This is a genomic window from Paucibacter sediminis (assembly GCF_030254645.1).
GTDB classification, from domain to species: Bacteria; Pseudomonadota; Gammaproteobacteria; order Burkholderiales; family Burkholderiaceae_C; genus Paucibacter_B; species Paucibacter_B sediminis.
In genome coordinates this window covers 539,851-556,644 of record NZ_CP116346.1, presented here as the reverse complement: position 1 = coordinate 556,644, position 16,794 = coordinate 539,851, and the positions used below count along the sequence as shown (strand labels likewise).

Here is a 16,794-nt window from a genome sequence, read left to right as displayed (position 1 = left end):
GTTTTTTTGCTTGCTACGCTTCCCGGAAGGCCTGGAGGCAGGGTCCGTGTTTACCCTTGATTGTCGTCCAGAACCGCCGGGGCCATTGTTGCCCCCGCGCGGGTTCGCTGGCAATGCGCCCGAAGGCCTTCAAGAAGGGGTCTTGACAGACGGTCTTGCAGGGCCGCCGAGCGGCAAATTGTGTTTTGAAGGGTATTCGGCCTCCTGACATTTTCGTGTCGCCTGCCTCCATAGAATGTCCGGTCCCCATCCCCAGCAGGCTGCTCCAGCATGTCCGAAGGCACGATCCGAATCCGCGGCGCCCGCCAGCACAACCTCAAGAACCTCGACCTGGATCTGCACACCGGCGAGCTGACGGTGGTGACCGGGCCCAGCGGCTCGGGCAAGTCCAGCCTGGTGTTCGACACGCTCTACGCCGAGGGCCAGCGCCGCTATGTGGAGACCTTCTCCGCCTATGCGCGCCAGTTCCTCGACCGCATGGACCGCCCGGCGGTGGACAAGGTGGACGGCGTGCCGCCCGCCATCGCGATCGACCAGACCAACCCGGTGCGCACCTCGCGCTCCACGGTGGGCACGATGACGGAGCTGAACGATCACCTCAAGCTGCTGTTCGCGCGCGCCGCCTCGCTTTACGACCGCAAGACCGCGCTGCCGGTGCGGCACGACACGGCGCAGACGATTTACGCCGAGCTGATGGCCCGAACGGCAACATCTGACCCCCGCCTGGTGCTGAGCTTTCCGGTTGAGCTGCCGGCCAACACCAGCAGCGAGCAGGTGCAGCAATGGCTCGCGGCCAGCGGCTTCACGCGCATCCAGGCCGAGCGCCAGGTGGGCGATCGCAAGATCCTCGACGTGGTGGCCGATCGCTTCCGCATCCAGGGCGCCGACAAGCAGCGCGCGATGGAGGCGATCGAGCTTTCGCTCAAGCGCGGCGGTGCGCGCCTGAATGTATATGTCATGCCGACGGAGGAGGGCGCTGAGCCCGAGCTCTGGCGCTACTCCACCGGCCTGCACTGCCCCGACAGCGATCTGCGCTACCAGGAGCCGCAGCCGCCGCTGTTCTCCTTCAACTCGGCCATGGGCGCCTGCGAAACCTGCCGCGGCTTCGGCCGCGTGATCGGCGTGGACATGGGCCTGGTGATTCCCGACGAGCGCAAGACCCTGCGCAATGGCGCGATCAAGCCGCTGCAGACGCCGGCCTGGAAGGAATGCCAGGACGATCTGATCAAGTACGCCGGCGAGGCCGGCATCCCGCGCGACACCGCCTGGAGCCAGCTCAGCGAGGCGCAGCGCGATTGGGTGGTGGGCGGCACGCCCAACTGGAAGGGCAGCTGGAACAAGCAGTGGTATGGCGTCAAGCGCTTCTTCGAATACCTGGAGAGCAAGGCCTACAAGATGCACATCCGCGTGCTCTTGTCCAAGTACCGCAGCTATACCGAATGCCCGGCCTGCCGCGGCGCGCGCCTGAAGACCGAATCGCTGCTCTGGCGCGTCGGCTCCAAGGCGCTGGCCGATGCCGCCCTGCCGGCCGCGCAACGCGTGATGCCCGCGGGCGTGGATTGGGACCGCGGCCAGCTGGAGGCCCTGGAGGGCCTGTGCCTGCACGACCTGATGCAGCTGCCCATCCACCGCCTGCGCCGCTTCATGGACGAGCTGCAGCTGCCCAGCACCATGCTGGACGAGGCCTTGAAGCTGCTGCTGGACGAGATCCGCAACCGCCTCAAATACCTCTGCGATGTGGGCATCGGCTACCTGACGCTGGACCGCCAGAGCCGCACGCTGTCCGGCGGCGAGGTGCAGCGCATCAACCTCACCACCGCGCTGGGCACCTCGCTGGTGAACACGCTCTTCGTGCTGGACGAGCCCAGCATCGGCCTGCATCCGCGCGACATGAACCGCATCGTGCAGGCCATGCAGCGCCTGCGCGATGCCGGCAACACCCTGGTGGTGGTGGAGCATGACCCGGCCGTGATGCTGGCGGCCGACCGCCTCATCGACATGGGCCCGGGCCCGGGCGAGAAGGGCGGCGCCATCGTGTTCGACGGCACGCCCGAGCAGATCCGCTCGGCCGACACCCTCACCGGTGCCTACCTGGGTGCGCGCAAGCAGGTGGGCATGGGGCTCAAGCGCATCGTCGAGGCCAGCACGCCGCGGCTGATCCTGGAAGGCGTGCGCGAGCACAACCTGAAGAACGTCAGCGTCGAGTTCCCGCTGCAGCGCATGGTGGTGGTGACGGGCGTGTCGGGCTCGGGCAAGAGCTCGCTGATGCAGGACGTGCTCTACCCGGCGCTGGCGCGCCATTTCGGCCAGGCCACCGAGACGCCCGGCGCGCACGACCGGCTCTTGGGCGCGGACTGGCTCGCGGACGCGGTGTTCGTCGACCAGTCCCCCATTGGCAAGACCGCGCGCTCCAACCCGGCGAGTTATGTCGGCGCCTTCGACGAGATCCGCAAGCTGTTTGCCGATGCGCCGGTGGCGCGCGAGCGCAGCTACAGCGCCGGCATGTTCAGCTTCAATGCCGGCGACGGCCGCTGCGCCACCTGCGGCGGCTCGGGCTTCGAGCATGTGGAGATGCAGTTCCTCTCCGACGTCTACCTGCGCTGCCCCGATTGCGACGGGCGCCGCTACCGCGCCGAGATGCTGGATGTGAAGCTGTCGCTCGGCGAGCGCGAGTTGAGCGTCGCCGATGTGCTGGACCTCACCGTCAGCGAGGCGGTGCAGCTCTTCAAGGACAGCCGCGAGGTGCTTGTAAAGCTGCAGCCCATCGTCGACGTGGGCCTGGAATACATCAAGCTGGGCCAGCCCGTGCCCACGCTCTCGGGCGGCGAGGCGCAGCGCCTCAAGCTGGCCGGCTTCCTGGCCGAGGCGGCGAGCGGCAAGGCGCGCCAGGCGGTCGCCAGGAAGGGCACGCTCTTCCTCTTCGACGAGCCCACCACCGGCCTGCATTTCGACGACATCGCCAAGCTCATGCGCGCGATGCGCAAGCTGCTCTCGGCCGGGCACTCGCTGATCCTGATCGAGCACAACCTCGACGTGATACGCGCGGCCGACTGGCTGATCGACCTCGGCCCCGAGGGCGGCGAGGACGGCGGCGAGCTGGTCTGCCAGGGCACGCCCGAGGAGGTGCGCGAGCACCCGCATTCGCACACGGCCCAGGCCCTGCGCGAATACGCCCTGCACATGGACCGTCCGGCCATGAAGGTCGAGGAGGGCCGCCCGCTGCAGAGCCTGGTGCGCGCCAAGCGCAAGGCAACCGAAGAAGCGATCCGCATCGTCAACGCGCGCGAGCACAACCTCAAGTCGCTGGACGTGAGCATCCCGCGCGGCAAGTTCAACGTCATCACCGGGGTCTCGGGTTCGGGCAAGTCGACCCTGGCCTTCGACATCCTCTTCAACGAGGGCCAGCGCCGCTACCTGGAGTCGCTCAATGCCTATGCGCGCTCCATCGTGCAGCCGGCCGGCCGGCCCGAGGTCGATGCGGTATGGGGCATCCCGCCCACGGTGGCGATCGAGCAGCGCCTCTCGCGCGGCGGCCGCAAGAGCACGGTGGCCACCACCACCGAGGTCTGGCATTTTTTACGCCTGCTCTATGTGAAGCTGGGCGTGCAGCATTGCGTGCACGACGGCATGCCGGTGAAGCCGCAGAGCGTGGAGTCCATCGCCGCCCAGCTGCTGCGTGACTACCGCGGCCAGCACATCGGCCTGCTGGCACCCCTGGTGGTGAACCGCAAGGGCCTTTACACCGACCTGGCCAAGTGGGCCAAGGCGCGCGGCCACAGCCATTTGCGCGTGGACGGCGAGTTCTTGCCCACGGCGCCCTGGCCGCGCCTGGACCGCTTCAAGGAGCACACGCTGGAGCTGCCGGTGGGTGATCTGATCGTCAGCGTGGACAGGGAGGCCGAGTTGCGCGAGCTGCTCGCCAAGGCGCTGGACCATGGCAAGGGCGTGCTGCATGTGCTGGCGCCGCTGGACGAGCTGAAGGCGGCCATTGCCGGCGGCCGCTCCACCGCGGCGATCGGCCAGGTGAAGGTGTTTTCCACCAAGCGCGCCTGCCCGGCCTGCGGCACCAGCTATCCCGAGCTGGACCCGCGCCTGTTCTCCTACAACAGCAAGCATGGCTGGTGCGGCAGCTGCGTGGGGACAGGTCTTGCCCTCACGCGCGAACAGCGCCGCGCTTTGGACGAATCGCTGCAGGACAAGGACAACCGCGGCCGCGAGCAAAGCTTCCCGGCCGAGGAGGCCGAGATCGAGGGCCTGGCCGACCAACCCTGCCCGGACTGCCAGGGCTCGCGCCTGAACCCGACCGCGCGCTCGGTCACCTTCGAAGCCCAGGCCATCTCCACGGTGGCCTCCTGGAGCGTGGGCGAGGCGCGAGCGTGGGTTGAGGGTCTCAGGCTTCATGGCCGTGATGCCGACATCGCCCGCGACGTGGTGAGCGAGATCAAGGGCCGGCTGGAGTTCCTGGAAGAAGTGGGCCTGGGCTATCTGACCCTGGACCGCGCCGCGCCCACGCTCTCGGGCGGCGAGGCGCAGCGCATCCGCCTGGCGGCGCAGCTGGGCTCGAACCTGCAGGGCGTCTGCTATGTGCTGGACGAGCCCACCATCGGCCTGCACCCGCGCGACAACCAGATCCTGCTCAAGGCCCTGGGCACGCTGGGCGACAAGGGCAACACCCTGGTGGTGGTGGAGCACGACGAGGACACCATACGCCGCGCCGACCACATCATCGACATCGGCCCCGGCGCCGGCAAGCGCGGTGGCCATGTGGTGGCGCAGGGGTCGGTGGCCCAGCTCTCGGCGGCGGCCGATTCGGTCACCGGCCGCTTCCTGGCGCGGCCGTTGATCCATCCGCTGCAGGCACGGCGCGAGATTGACCCTGCAGCGCCCAAGCTCAGCATCCTGAATGCCAGCCTGCACAATCTGCGCCGCGTCACCGTGGATGTGCCGCTGCACCGGCTGGTGGCGGTGACGGGCGTGTCGGGCTCGGGCAAGAGCACGCTGGCGCGCGATGTGCTGCTGGCCAATATGGCCCAGGCCGTGCCGCTGCGGCGTGCGCCCAATGCCTGGATCGGTTGCGATGGCATTGAAGGCCATGCGCAGGTGGACCGCGTGCTGGAAGTGGACCAGACCCCCATCGGCAAGACCCCGCGTTCCTGCCCGGCCACCTATATCGGTTTCTGGGACGCGATCCGCAAGCTCTTCGCCGAGACCCTGGAGTCCAAGGCGCGCGGCTATGCGGCCGGGCGCTTCTCCTTCAACACCGGCGAGGGCCGCTGCCCCGGCTGCGAGGGCCAGGGCATGAAGACCATCGAGATGAGCTTCCTGCCGGATGTGAAGGTGCTGTGCGACCAATGCCATGGCCAGCGCTTCAACCCCGAGACGCTGAACGTCAGCTGGAAGGGCAAGAGCATCGGCGATGTGCTGGCCATGGAGGTGGACGAGGCGGTGGAGTTCTTTGCCGCCATGCCCTCCATCGCCCATCCGCTGCAGCTGCTCAAGGACGTGGGCCTGGGCTATCTGACCCTGGGCCAGCCCTCGCCCACGCTCTCGGGCGGCGAGGCGCAGCGCATCAAGCTGGTGAGCGAGCTGGTCAAGGTGCGCGACGATGTGGCGCGCCGCGGCCAGAAGGCGCCGCACACCCTGTACGTGCTGGACGAGCCCACCGTGGGCCTGCACATGGCCGATGTGGAGCGCCTCATCCGCGTGCTGCACCGCCTGGTGGCGGGCGGGCATTCGGTGGTGGTGATCGAGCATGACCTGGACGTGATCGCCGAGGCCGACTGGGTCATCGACCTGGGCCCCGAGGGCGGCACGGCCGGCGGCGCGGTGGTGCTGGCCGGCACGCCAGAGGCGCTGGTGCGAAGCGGCAGCCATTCGGGCGTGGCGCTCAAGCCGGTGCTGGCGCGCGTGGCGCATGCCTGAGGAGGCCTTGCTGGCCCACGCGGCCGAGCTGGTGGAGCAGGCCGATCTGCTGGTGATCGCCGCCGGCGCCGGCATGGGCGTGGATTCCGGCCTGCCGGACTTCCGCGGCACGGCGGGCTTCTGGCAGGCCTACCCGGCCTTGTCAGCGGCCAGCATCGATTTCTACAGCATCGCCAACCCGGCCAGCTTTGCCGCGCGGCCGCGCCTGGCCTGGGGCTTTTACGGCCACCGGCTGGCGCTGTACCGGCGCACCCGGCCGCACGAGGGCTTTGCGATCCTGCGCGACTGGGGCGCGCGCACCGAGCGTGGCGCCATCGTCTACACCAGCAATGTGGACGGGCAGTTCCAGCAGGCCGGTTTCGAGCCCGACCAGATCTGGGAATGCCATGGCTCACTGCTGCAGCTGCAATGCACGCGGCCCTGCGGCGCGGCGATCTGGCCGGCCGAGGGTTTTGTGCCCGAGCTCGACGAGGCGCGCTGCGAGCTGCTCAACGAGCTGCCGCTGTGCCCGCATTGCGGTGCGCTGGCGCGGCCGAATGTGCTGATGTTTGGCGATGAGGCCTGGGTCGATGCGCGCGAGCGGGCACAGGCCCTCGAGGTGTCGCGCCGGCTGGCGGCGGCCAGGAAGCCGCTGGTGATCGAGCTCGGCGCCGGCACGGCGGTGCCCTCGGTGCGCCTGTTCGGCCAGCATGTGCTGCAGCGCCTGCGCGGGCGTTTGCTGCGCATCAATCTGCGCGAGTCGCGGGTGCCGAGTTCGGCCGATGTGGGCCTGGGCATGGGCGCGCTGCAGGCCTTGCGCCTGATCGCTGCGCGCATCGGCGCTCAGTGAGGCTTGCTGGGCGGCTTGCCGTTGAATTCCTTGGGCCGGTAGACATTGCCGTCCCAGAGATCGTCGTCGGTGGTGCGCTTGGCGCGGTTGATCGCATCCATCGCGGCCTCATGGGCGGCACGGCGGCGCTCGCGGGAATTGAAGCGGCGTGAGCCCAAGGCGAACAGGCGGTCGCGGTAGCCGCTCAGCCAGGCTTCGAGCCGCCGCTGCTGCGCCCGCCCCAGGCACATGTGCAAGGCCAGTGCGAGGCAGATGAGCAGACCGACGCTGGCAACGAGCTTGGCAAACATGGATGGGCTGTGCGCACGGGCTCGAGCCCCGGCGCGGGGCTCGATGGACGCAGTGTGCCACCGGCGGGTGGCCTTGAGTCGCGATGCTAGGCCCCCCGTCCGGGGGGCGCATCGGTATTAGTGCGCGGGTTCGGGCTTGTCGACGGGCCTAGTCGCGGTGTTTGCCGTGGCCATGACCCTTGCCATGATCCTTGCGGCCATGTTCGGGCTCGCCGCGGTAGTCGTCGCCGCCGCCACCGTATTGGCGCGCATACCAGTCTTCCTTCACGAAGTAGACCGGCACGCCGCAGGCGTCATAGCGCCCGCAATGCTTGGCCCAGTTCTTCTGGTGGCCCGGCGGCACGCGCAGATAAATGGGCTGCACCACGCGCCCGGGCGCGCGCTGCACCCAGACCGGCTGCGCCACTACCACCTGCGGCGGCTGCGGCATGTTGCCGATGTCGATGCGGCCGTAGAAGCCGGGTTGGCCGATGCTGACGGATACGCCCACATCGGCTGCCGAGGCCATGCCGGCCAGCAGGGCCAGGCCCAGGGCGCCCAACGATTTCTTGATGATCATCATGTTCCTCCGGTTCGATCAGACCTAGAGCATACGTCCGGGATTGCCCGCCCCTGCCTTTCGCCATGTAGCGTTTTGTGACGTCCCACCTAGAATCCCGCGCCCGGCACTGCAGCCGGTGGAGTCGACGAGCGTGCGAGCAAAGCGAAGCGTGAGCGGAAGTAAGAAAGCGGCGATCCTGGCCGGATCGACCTGGATCATCCTGATGGCCGGTGTTGCACCCTGGGCCTGGGCGCAGCCCAAGCCGGCGCCCAGCCTGGAGCAGGTGTTCCGCGAGCAGCCCTACCGCGGCGAGCCCGCCAAGCAGCCCGAGTTCAGCCACAGCGGCCGCTACCTGGCCTATCTGTGGAGCCCCTATGGCGAACCGGGCAGCGATCTGCATGTGGTCGATACGCGCAGCGGCAAGACCCTGCGCCTGAGCTCGCCGGCCCTGATGCAGGCCTTTGACGCGCCCGAGGACCTGGCGCGCTTCGACAAGAAGCTGCTGCAAAAGCGCAGTGAAATGGCCGAGCGCCAGGCGCGCGAGGAGGCGCAGGCCGCCTATCTGCGCGGCGCGGCGGTGGACCTGAACCAGTGGGACGATGCCGCCCTGGCCAGGCTCAAGATCGAGCTGGCCGACAAGAAGACGCGCGACGAGGCCCAGAAGGCCGCCGACAAGGCCGAGGCCGAGGCCGAGAAGCGCGCCGCCGAGGTCCTGGCCGCCCGGCGCGCCGGCAAACCTGCGCCGACATCCGCGCCCGAAGCACCGGCCTCGGCCGCCTCGGCCGTGTCGGCGCCCGCCAAGCCGGCCGACAAGGAACTCTGGGAGCTGCGCGACGAGCTCGCGAAGAAGCGGGCCAAGGACAAGCTCAAGCCCGAGGATCTCTATCCGGGCGTGACGCAGCTGGTGTGGGCGAACCAGCGCGATGAGTTGATCCTGCAATACCGCGGCAGCCTGCTGCGCTGGCAGGCCGGGCAGGAGAAGCTGCAGCCCCTGCTGAGCACGCAGCGCCAGCTGCGCGTGGTGGCCTACACGCCCGACGACCAGGGCTTTGTCTTCATGGACGAGAAGCGCGTGCTGCGCGCCCGCTTCGCCAGCGCCGCCGTGCAGGTGCTCAACCGCGAGCTGATCCACCCCGATGACGAGGACAAGAAGTACCGCATCGACGAGACCGTGATCAGCGAGGACGGGCGCTGGATGAGCCTGCTGGCGCGTGCGCCGCTGACCGCGCCCGATGGCAAGAGCCCGCCGCCCAAGCCCGGCCGCCAGGTCGAGATCATGAATTACGGCGAGCGCTTCGCCAGCGCCAAGAAGGTGGACCGCGAGGTCTCGGACGACAAGCGCATGGAGCGCCCGCTGGCGCTCTACATCCGCAAGGTGCCAGGTCTTGACAGCGCACCCGCCAAGCAGCCGCAGCCGGTGTTCACGCACAAGGGCGGCGATGGCTGGTTCGAGATCAGCCCGCTGGCCTGGGCGCGCGATGGCAGCCACTACGCCTTCGCCACCTGGGAGCGCGAGAAGGAGCTGTTGCGCGTCTACCTGGGTGGGCCGGACGAGAACGCCAGGCCCGAGCTGGTGCTGGAGCGCCGCGGCGACGTGCACCATGAGCTGGTGAGCGTGCTCAAGCCGCAGTTCACGCCCGACGGCAAGCGCCTGGTGCTGGTGCTGGCCGAGAACGGCTGGCGCCAGCCCCATGCCTACGAGCTGGCCACGCGGCAATGGCAGCCGCTGCTGAAGGGCGAGTTCGAGGCCCACCAGGTGCTGGGCTTCACGCCCGACAGCCAGCAGATGTTCGTGCAGTCCAACAAGGATGACCTGGGGGCCATGAACCTCTACCGCGTCGAGCTGAAGAGCGGCGCGATGCAGGCGCTGGGCCAGGCGCCCGATTACCACCGCGGCGGGGTGGTCTCGCACGATGGCCAATGGCTGGCCGCCAATGCGGGCCACTGGGCCCAGCGCCCCGAGCTCAAGCTGCTGCGGGGCCAGGGCAAGCCGGCCGAGCCCAGGGTGCTGACGCAAAGCCATGACCCCGCCTGGGCCGAGGTGGACGTGCTGCAGCCCGAGCGCTTCAGCTACCTGAACCGCCATGGCGACAGCATCCCGGCCTATGTCTTCAAGCCGGCGGGCTGGCAGGCCAGCGACCGGCGCCCGGCCGTGGTCTATACCTACGGCGGCCCGCTGAACGATCGCCATCCGGTCGAGACCGACAGCTTCCAGTCCACCGGCTATCTGTTCGCCATGTATATGGCGGCCAAGCATGGTTATGTGATGGTGACGGTGGACCCGCGCGGCCATTCCAACTATGGCAAGCGTTTCGCCGACGCCAACTTCGAGCAACCCGGCGTGGCCCAGAGCGAAGACCTGGAAGACCTGGTGGCCTATATGAAGGCCAAGCTGGGCGTGGACACTGCGCGCCTGGGCCTGAACGGCTGGAGCTTCGGCGGCTTCCAGACCCAGCACACGCTCTATACCAAGCCCGATCTGTTCGCCGCCGGCATCGCCGGTGCCGGCCCCACCGAATGGGAGAACTACAACAGCTGGTACAGCGGCCGCACCATCGGCAAGGTGGATCGCACGAAGCCGGTGCTGCGCAAATACTCGCTGCTGCCGCTGGCCAGGAATCTGAAGAAGCCGCTGCTGCTGGTGCATGGCATGCAGGACCCGAACGTGCTCTACCAGGACACGGTGAACGTCTACCGCGCCCTGCTGGAGTCGGGCAAGGAGGCGCTGGTCGACCTGTTCCTGGACCCCGACGGCGAGCATGGCCTGGGTGGCGCGGTCAAGACGGTGGGCTGGCATCGCAAGTACGAGGCCTTCTGGCTGCAGCACCTGGGCCAGGTGCAGTAAGCTGGGCTCATGCCCGGCCCATCAGACTTCGCCTCCATCCCCCGCTCGGCCTTGCCCGCGCTCTTGCGCGCGGCCCCCAAGGCCGAGCTGCACATCCATATCGAGGGTTCGCTGGAGCCCGAGCTGATCTTCCGGCTCGCGCAGCGCAACGGCCTGAGCCTGCCCTATGCCAGCGTGGACGCGCTGCGCGCCGCCTACGCCTTCAGCGACCTGCAGTCCTTTCTGGACATCTACTACGCCGGTGCCAGCGTGCTGCTGCAGGAGCAGGACTTCTTCGACATGGCCTGGGCCTATCTCGAGCGTGCCGCCGCCGATGGCGTGGTGCATGCCGAGATCTTCTTCGACCCCCAGACCCATACGGCGCGCGGCGTGCCCATGGGCACGCTCATCCAGGGCCTGCGCCGCGCCTGCCGCCGGGCCGAGGCGGAACTGGGCCTGAGCGCCGTGTTGATCCTGTGCTTTCTGCGCCACCTCAGTGAAGACGAGGCCCTGGCCACGCTGGAGGCGGCCTTGCCCTGGCGCGCCGACTTCATCGGCGTGGGCCTGGACAGCAGCGAGCTGGGCCATCCGCCCGAGAAGTTCGCGCGCGTGTTTGCGCGTGCCCGCGCGCTCGGCCTGCACCTGGTGGCGCATGCGGGCGAGGAGGGGCCGCCGGCCTATGTGTGGAGCGCGCTCGATGTGCTGAAGGTGCAGCGCATCGACCATGGCGTGCGCAGCCTGGAGGATGCCGCCCTGGTGGCGCGCCTGGCCGCCGAGCGCATGCCGCTCACCGTCTGCCCGCTCTCCAACATCAAGCTCTGTGTGTTCAAGAGCCTGGCCGAGCACAATCTGCCGGCCCTGCTGGACGCCGGCCTGTGCGCGCTGGTCAATTCGGACGACCCGGCCTACTTCGGCGGCTATCTGAACGACAACCTCGAGCAATGCTTCGAGGCCCTGCCGGCCCTGCATGGCGGCCATGCCTGGCAGCTGCTGAGCAACAGCTTCGAGGCCAGCTTCGTGGCACCCGAACGGAAGCGCCGCTGGCAGGCGGCGCTGGATGCCGCTTTTCAGTCAGCCTTGAGCGCAGCGGCGAGCTGAAGCACCGCCTCCGGCACCTCGCGGCTGAGCGCGTCGTGCAGGGCCTCGTCGTTCAGGCGCGCCTGGTCTTCGGGCGTGAGCTGCGATTCATCGCCGCCCAGCAGGGCGATCGGTGCCAGCGCGGCGGCCAGCTCGGCGTCCCGGAAGCGCGGTGCCCAGGCATCGGCGGCCTGGTCCACGCCCAGCATGAAGCCGATGCACCAGTCCTCGGCGTCGGTGAGCTCCTGCTCGTCCTCGGTGACGGCGATGCTGAAGATCGGCTCCCAGGCGTCCGGGCGTTCGCTGAGCTGCACCGCGATGCTGCGCAGATGGCGCAGCACCAGCATCATCACGCGCTTCTTCTGCTTGCCGCTCACAAAGGGGGCCGTGCCATCGGCACCGTCGCCACCCCAGACCAGCGGCAGCCAGTCGGCGCCGGGCAGCTCCGCCAGGGCCTTGGGGCTGAGCAGCAGGGCGGTGAGGTAGCCGTCCATGGCCTCGATATTCATCGCCGCCTCGCTGGGCAGCTTGGTCAGCATGTCGTCCAGCGTCGAGAGTTCCTCGTCGTTGAGCGGCAGGTAGTCGGAGGCGGGGTTGTAGCTGGGGTATTCCATGGGGCGTGTTCGCTGGGATTCTTTTTTCTGCTCAACCGTGTCGGCCATGCCGACTCTTGGGCTTCTTGGCGTCGAATTCGGCGATCTGCGTCTTCAGCAGCAGCATCAGCACGCGGGCGTTGGCCTCGGTCATGGTGATCACGCTGCTGGGCTCGATGCCCTCGACCGGTTGGCGCGGATTGATGATGGCGTCGATCTTGAAGATGACTTCGCCATGGCCGGTGGTGGTCGCGGCCTTGAATTTCTGGATTTCGACGGTGTGGGTTTTCATGGGCCGGCAACACTTGCGGGAAAGCCCGAGGTTATCAGCTGCGCTAGGCTTGGCGAATGCGTGCACATCAAAGAAATCAGGCGGCGGCCGAGCTCGGCAAGCCGCTCAGCGGCTGGCGGCTGCGCTGCTACACCATCATCTTCGAGGCCGACACCCGTGCCGGCCGGGCCTTCGACATCGCCCTGGTGCTGCTGGTGCTGGCCAGCGTGGCCCTGGTGGTGGCCGAGAGCGTGGCCGGCATCCGCGCCCGCCATGGCGCCTGGCTGAACGCGGCCGAGCTGCTCTTCACCGGCGTGTTCACGCTCGAGTACCTGCTGCGCCTGGCCTCGGTGCGCCACCCCTGGCGCTACGCGCGCAGCTTCTACGGCATGGTGGACCTGCTGGCGGTGCTGCCCACCTATCTGGCCCTGATCGTGCCCGAGCTGTTCGTGCTGGTGGACGTGCGCGTGCTGCGCCTGCTGCGCGTGTTCCGCATCTTCAAGCTGCACGCCTATGTGGCCGAGTTCAGCGGGCTGGCGCTGGCCCTGCGCGCCAGCGCGCGCAAGATCATGGTGTTTCTGTCGGTGGTGCTGATGGTGGTGCTCATCATGGGCACGCTGATGTATGTGGTGGAGGGCCCCGAGCATGGCTACACCAGCATTCCCACCGGGGTCTACTGGGCCATCACCACCATGACCACGGTGGGCTTTGGCGACATCACGCCCAAGACCGACCTGGGCCGGCTGATTGCCTCGCTGATGATGATGCTGGGCTGGGGCGTGCTGGCCGTGCCCACCGGCATCGTCACCGCCGAGATGACGGCGCAGCGCCAGGGCCGGCCCAGTACCACGCGCAGCTGCCATGAATGCCTCAGCGAAGGCCATCTGCCCGAGGCGAACTTCTGCCGCCAATGCGGCGCCAGGCTGCCCCCCTACCAGCGCGACGCGCTCTGATCAGAGGCTTTGCTGGCGCAGCAGATAGGCCTGCACCTCGGCCAGGCTGACCTCGCCGCGGCCGCTGCCGTCGATGCGGGCGAAATGCTGCACCAGCCAGCCGAATCCGGCCGCGCGCGCCTCGGCCAGCGTGAGGGCGCCGCGGCGCCGCACATCGGCCTGCTGGAATTGCGTGGCCAGCTTGGCCTGCACCTGGGCGCGCAGCGCCTGGCCGCACGTGGCCGGCGCCAGCGGCGCCTGGCGTGCGGCCGGCGGCAGCCAGGGATCGGCCAGCGTCGGGGCCTGGGCCAGGCTCAGGCCCTGCGCGAGGGCCAGCGCCAGCGGCAGCATGCTTCTCATGGGGCACCCCCGAGGCTGGTGAGGAAGCCGGCCAGATCGGCCCGCAGGGCGGGCCGCACCTGGTCGTCCAGATAGGTCATGTGGCCGCCCACATAGCGCCTGAGCTGGAGGCCGGCGGGCTGCGGCGCCAGCCTTGCCAGATCTTGCTCGGTGAGCCGGAAGGGGGTGGCGAGGTCGTGGTAGCCGCCTATCACCAGCAGCTTGAGCGTGGGCCTGAGGCCGAAGGCGAGCGCCAGGTCGGGGATGGCGTCGGGCAGCTCATGGCCATCGTGGCGCCATTGCCATTGCTCGATCACCTCGTTGTTGACGAGGCGGTAGTTCACGCTCGCCTGGTACTTGAGGTTGCCGCGCAGATGCTCGGCGATGCTGCTGACGAAGGCGGCCGTGAGCACGGTGCTGGACGGGTCGCCCTCGCTGGCGAGCGCGTCGTTGACGCCGGCGGCCACGCGGGCGTCGTAGCGGCCGATCAGCTGGCTGGGCAGCAGCAGGCGCCGGAAGCGCTCGGGATAGAGCAGGGGCTCGGCCTGCCAGGTGCTGGCGGCCAGGCCGCTGTAGTCGCCCAGCTGCTGCGCGATCGGTGCCGCCAGCGCCAGGCGCTGCGTCAGCCAGGCCTGCGCGGCCGGCTCGTATTGCGCCTCGGCATAGGCGATCACCTGCTGCTCGAAGCTGGGCAGCTCGGTGGGCATCGGCCGGGCGCGCTGGAACCAGGCCGCCGCCGCCGCGTAGCTGGGCACGAAGGCGCTGCAGCTGAGCCGGCCGGGGTCGAGCACGGCGCAGTTGCTGTTGTAGTTGAGGATGGCCGATTGCAGCACCACGCCCTGCAGCGGCGCACCGGCGGCGAGCAGGGCCGCGGCCAGGATGGGCGAACGCAGGCCGCCATAGGACTCGCCGAACAGCACCAGGGGCGAGGCCTGGCGCTGGAACTTGGCGGTGTAGCGCAGCACGAAGTCGCGGAACAGCAGGGCGTCGGCATCCACGCCCCAGAACGTGCGGTTGCTGTTGGGGGCGATGGCCTGCGAATAGCCGGTGCCGACCGCATCAACGAACACCAGATCGGCCTCGCGCAGCAGGGTCTGGGGGTTGTCCACCATGCGGTAGGGCTGGGGCACCGTGGTGGCGGGCATGGGGGCGGCCAGGCGCTTGGGCGCGTAGGAGCCCAGGTGCAGCCACACCGAGGCCGAGCCCGGCCCGCCGTTGTAGAAGAACACCAGCGGCCGGCTCGCGCTGGCCACGCCCTTGCGGGTGTAGGCCACGTAGAACATGCTGGCCTTGGCGGCGCCGCTCACCGGGTCGCTGGCGGTGAGGTGGCCGGTGTCGGTCTGGTAATCGATCGGCGTGCCGTCCAGGCTCAGCTGCTGGCTGGTCTGCACCGAGCTTTCGGTGGCGCTGGGCAGCGCGGCGTTGGCGTCCAGCGCATAGCGCACCGGGTCATTCAGCAGGCCGCCCTCGACGCCGGGCGGCGCATCCGACGCCGCCGTGCCGCCACCGCCGCCACCGCCGCCACCGCAGGCAGCCAGCAGCAAGGCCAGCAAACTGGCCCATCCGGTCATCCGCCTGGCGTGCAGCATCTGGGGCCCTCCCGAGTGGCTGCACTATGCCACCCGCGCCTCAGCGCCTCAAGTGGCGCCAGACACCCTGGCCCAGGCTCAGGCCGCCCAGCACCAGCGCGCCCGCGAGCACGCCCAAGAGGCCGTTCAGCAGCATGCCACCGAGGCTCTGGGTGAGGGCGGCAAAACCTGACCCCGAAGCCTCGGCCAGGCGCGCCAGCAGGGCCTCGGCGGGGTGGCTCAGCACCGGCAGGCCATGGGCCAGGATGCCGCCGCCCACCAGGAACATCGCCGCGGTGCCGGCGACCGACAGGCCGCGCATCAGCCAGGGGGCTGCCGCCAGGATGGCGCGGCCAAGCTGCTGCGCCAGCGCGGCGCGGCGGCGCTGCAGGTACAGGCCCAGATCGTCGAGCTTGACGATGCCGGCCACGAAGCCGTACACGCCCACCGTCATCAGCGCCGCCACCCCGGCCAGCACCAGCAGCTGGGTGCCCAGGCCGGCCGCGGCCACGGTGCCCAGGGTGATGGCGATGATCTCGGCCGAGAGGATGAAATCGGTGCGGATCGCGCCCTGGATGCGCTCGCGCTCCAGCGCCAGCAGGTCGACGGCCGGGTCCATCAAGGCCTCGGCCAGCGCGCGCTCATGCGCCACATCGTCCTCGCCGTGCAGGAATTGGTGGGCGATCTTCTCGAAGCCCTCGAAGCACAGGTAGGCGCCTCCCACCATCAGCAGCGGCGTCACCGCCCAGGGCAGGGTGGCGCTGATCGCCAGCGCCGCCGGCACCAGGATGGCCTTGTTCCTGAGCGAGCCCTTGGCCACCGCCCAGACTACCGGCAGCTCGCGCTCGGCCGCCACGCCGCTGACCTGCTGGGCGTTCAGCGCCAGATCGTCGCCCAGCACGCCGGCGGTCTTCTGCGCCGCCATCTTGGAGAGGAAGGCCACATCGTCGAGCAGGGTGGCGATGTCGTCGATCAGGGTCAGCAGGCTGGATCCGGCCATGGTGTCGGGGCTTTCGGGGGGATTCTGGCAAGGCCGCAGTTGTACCTCATGACGATGGCACACTGGCGGCATGAAGCTACGCCAATCCCTGATCTCCTGCGGTCTCATGCTGGCCGCCTGCCTGAGCCCCCTGACCGCGGCCGCCCAGGGCAGCGCCAAGCCGGTCTACAACGAGCAGGCCGATGCGCGCGCCGAGCTGAACCTGGCGCTCAGCCAGGCGAATGCTCAGCGCAAGAACGTGCTGGTGGTGTTCGGCGCCAACTGGTGCAAGGACTGCCTGGCGCTGGACGCCAAGCTGGCCGAGGGCAAGCTGCAGGCCGAAAGCAGCCGGCGCTTCGTGACGCTGAAGGTCAATGTCGGGCGCTTCGACCGCAACACCGACCTGGCCGCGCAGATGGGCGTGCCGCTGAAGAAGGGTATCCCGGCCGTGGCGGTGCTGGGCGCCGACGGCCAGGTGCTCAGCGCCACCGGCGGCGGCGAGCTGGCCGACGCGCGCAGCATGGGCGACGAGGCCGTGCTCAAGGTGCTGGACGGCCTCAAGACGCATTGAACTCGGCGGGGTTCAGACTTGACCCCCGGCCACTCGCAAGCTTGGGGGTCAGGCCTTG

Annotated in this window: 13 protein-coding genes; 6 read left to right on the top strand and 7 right to left on the bottom strand. The window is 69.1% G+C overall.

Features of this window, described 5'->3' with window-relative positions; all coding sequences use genetic code 11:
• The first annotated feature begins 270 nt into the window (after positions 1 to 270).
• Both uvrA and PFX98_RS02610 read left to right on the top strand, forming a co-directional pair.
• Positions 271 to 5,922 (top strand): excinuclease ABC subunit UvrA, encoded by a 5,652-nt coding sequence (gene uvrA / locus PFX98_RS02615; RefSeq protein WP_285233614.1) that lies wholly within the window; start codon positions 271 to 273, stop codon positions 5,920 to 5,922.
• A complete protein-coding gene (locus PFX98_RS02610; RefSeq protein WP_285233613.1) occupies positions 5,915 to 6,751 on the top strand; it encodes an SIR2 family NAD-dependent protein deacylase in 837 nt (278 codons plus the stop codon). Before uvrA ends, PFX98_RS02610 begins: the two co-directional genes overlap by 8 nt.
• Here the strand turns inward: PFX98_RS02610 and PFX98_RS02605 are convergent.
• Positions 6,745 to 7,041: a hypothetical protein gene (locus PFX98_RS02605; RefSeq protein WP_285233612.1), complete on the bottom strand. Its 297-nt coding sequence runs from the start codon at positions 7,039 to 7,041 to the stop codon at positions 6,745 to 6,747. The two genes, PFX98_RS02610 and PFX98_RS02605, sit on opposite strands and share 7 nt — an antisense overlap.
• 148 nt (positions 7,042 to 7,189) lie before the next feature.
• Positions 7,190 to 7,600, bottom strand: coding sequence for a hypothetical protein (locus PFX98_RS02600; RefSeq protein ID WP_285233611.1), 411 nt, complete (start codon positions 7,598 to 7,600; stop codon positions 7,190 to 7,192).
• A 151-nt stretch (positions 7,601 to 7,751) separates the two neighbouring features.
• On the opposite strand from PFX98_RS02600, the gene PFX98_RS02595 reads away from it, so the two are divergent.
• Together PFX98_RS02595 and PFX98_RS02590 are read left to right on the top strand one after the other, a co-directional pair.
• The gene (locus tag PFX98_RS02595) at positions 7,752 to 10,427 is read left to right on the top strand and encodes a S9 family peptidase (protein ID WP_285233610.1); all 2,676 of its coding nucleotides are present in this window, start codon (positions 7,752 to 7,754) and stop codon (positions 10,425 to 10,427) included.
• 9 nt (positions 10,428 to 10,436) lie between these two features.
• Positions 10,437 to 11,504, top strand: a complete 1,068-nt coding sequence (locus PFX98_RS02590) for an adenosine deaminase (protein WP_285233609.1) — start codon at positions 10,437 to 10,439, stop codon at positions 11,502 to 11,504.
• Here PFX98_RS02590 and PFX98_RS02585 read toward each other — a convergent pair.
• On the bottom strand, positions 11,474 to 12,097 hold the full coding sequence (locus tag PFX98_RS02585; RefSeq protein ID WP_285233608.1) for a UPF0149 family protein: 624 nt from the start codon (positions 12,095 to 12,097) through the stop codon (positions 11,474 to 11,476). The genes PFX98_RS02590 and PFX98_RS02585 overlap by 31 nt on opposite strands.
• 31 nt (positions 12,098 to 12,128) lie before the next feature.
• Complete coding sequence (locus tag PFX98_RS02580; RefSeq protein WP_285233607.1) at positions 12,129 to 12,368, bottom strand: hypothetical protein; 240 nt, start codon at positions 12,366 to 12,368, stop codon at positions 12,129 to 12,131.
• A gap of 56 nt (positions 12,369 to 12,424) precedes the next feature.
• Between PFX98_RS02580 and PFX98_RS02575 the strand changes: the two genes are divergently transcribed.
• Complete coding sequence (locus PFX98_RS02575) at positions 12,425 to 13,300, top strand: ion transporter (protein WP_285233606.1); 876 nt, start codon at positions 12,425 to 12,427, stop codon at positions 13,298 to 13,300.
• Here PFX98_RS02575 and PFX98_RS02570 read toward each other — a convergent pair whose 3' ends face one another.
• From PFX98_RS02570 to PFX98_RS02560, 3 genes are read right to left on the bottom strand one after another with little or no spacing between them, the layout of a single operon-like run.
• Positions 13,301 to 13,639, bottom strand: a complete 339-nt coding sequence (locus PFX98_RS02570) for an EF-hand domain-containing protein (protein WP_285233605.1) — start codon at positions 13,637 to 13,639, stop codon at positions 13,301 to 13,303.
• Entirely contained in the window at positions 13,636 to 15,207 is a 1,572-nt protein-coding gene (locus PFX98_RS02565; RefSeq protein ID WP_285233604.1) for a S10 family serine carboxypeptidase-like protein, read from the bottom strand. Before PFX98_RS02565 ends, PFX98_RS02570 begins: the two co-directional genes overlap by 4 nt.
• Positions 15,208 to 15,247: 40 nt before the next feature.
• Positions 15,248 to 16,186, bottom strand: a complete 939-nt coding sequence (locus PFX98_RS02560; protein WP_285233603.1) for a DUF808 domain-containing protein — start codon at positions 16,184 to 16,186, stop codon at positions 15,248 to 15,250.
• 70 nt (positions 16,187 to 16,256) lie between these two features.
• Between PFX98_RS02560 and PFX98_RS02555 the strand changes: the two genes are divergently transcribed.
• Complete coding sequence (locus PFX98_RS02555; RefSeq protein WP_285233602.1) at positions 16,257 to 16,736, top strand: thioredoxin family protein; 480 nt, start codon at positions 16,257 to 16,259, stop codon at positions 16,734 to 16,736.
• Positions 16,737 to 16,794 lie beyond the last annotated feature (58 nt).

Excerpts from the sequence above, each read along its gene's own strand:
- PFX98_RS02555 (WP_285233602.1), top strand. The coding sequence starts at position 16,257 with ATGAAGCTACGCCAATCCCTGATCTCCTGCGGTCTCATGCTGGCCGCC.
- PFX98_RS02610 (WP_285233613.1), top strand. The coding sequence starts at position 5,915 with ATGCCTGAGGAGGCCTTGCTGGCCCACGCGGCCGAGCTGGTGGAGCAG.
- PFX98_RS02590 (WP_285233609.1), top strand. The coding sequence starts at position 10,437 with ATGCCCGGCCCATCAGACTTCGCCTCCATCCCCCGCTCGGCCTTGCCC.
- uvrA (WP_285233614.1), top strand. The coding sequence starts at position 271 with ATGTCCGAAGGCACGATCCGAATCCGCGGCGCCCGCCAGCACAACCTC.
- PFX98_RS02605 (WP_285233612.1), bottom strand. The coding sequence starts at position 7,041 with ATGTTTGCCAAGCTCGTTGCCAGCGTCGGTCTGCTCATCTGCCTCGCA.
- PFX98_RS02565 (WP_285233604.1), bottom strand. The coding sequence starts at position 15,207 with ATGCTGCACGCCAGGCGGATGACCGGATGGGCCAGTTTGCTGGCCTTG.
- PFX98_RS02580 (WP_285233607.1), bottom strand. The coding sequence starts at position 12,368 with ATGAAAACCCACACCGTCGAAATCCAGAAATTCAAGGCCGCGACCACC.
- PFX98_RS02585 (WP_285233608.1), bottom strand. The coding sequence starts at position 12,097 with ATGGAATACCCCAGCTACAACCCCGCCTCCGACTACCTGCCGCTCAAC.
- PFX98_RS02570 (WP_285233605.1), bottom strand. The coding sequence starts at position 13,639 with ATGAGAAGCATGCTGCCGCTGGCGCTGGCCCTCGCGCAGGGCCTGAGC.
- PFX98_RS02575 (WP_285233606.1), top strand. The coding sequence starts at position 12,425 with ATGCGTGCACATCAAAGAAATCAGGCGGCGGCCGAGCTCGGCAAGCCG.
- PFX98_RS02560 (WP_285233603.1), bottom strand. The coding sequence starts at position 16,186 with ATGGCCGGATCCAGCCTGCTGACCCTGATCGACGACATCGCCACCCTG.
- PFX98_RS02600 (WP_285233611.1), bottom strand. The coding sequence starts at position 7,600 with ATGATCATCAAGAAATCGTTGGGCGCCCTGGGCCTGGCCCTGCTGGCC.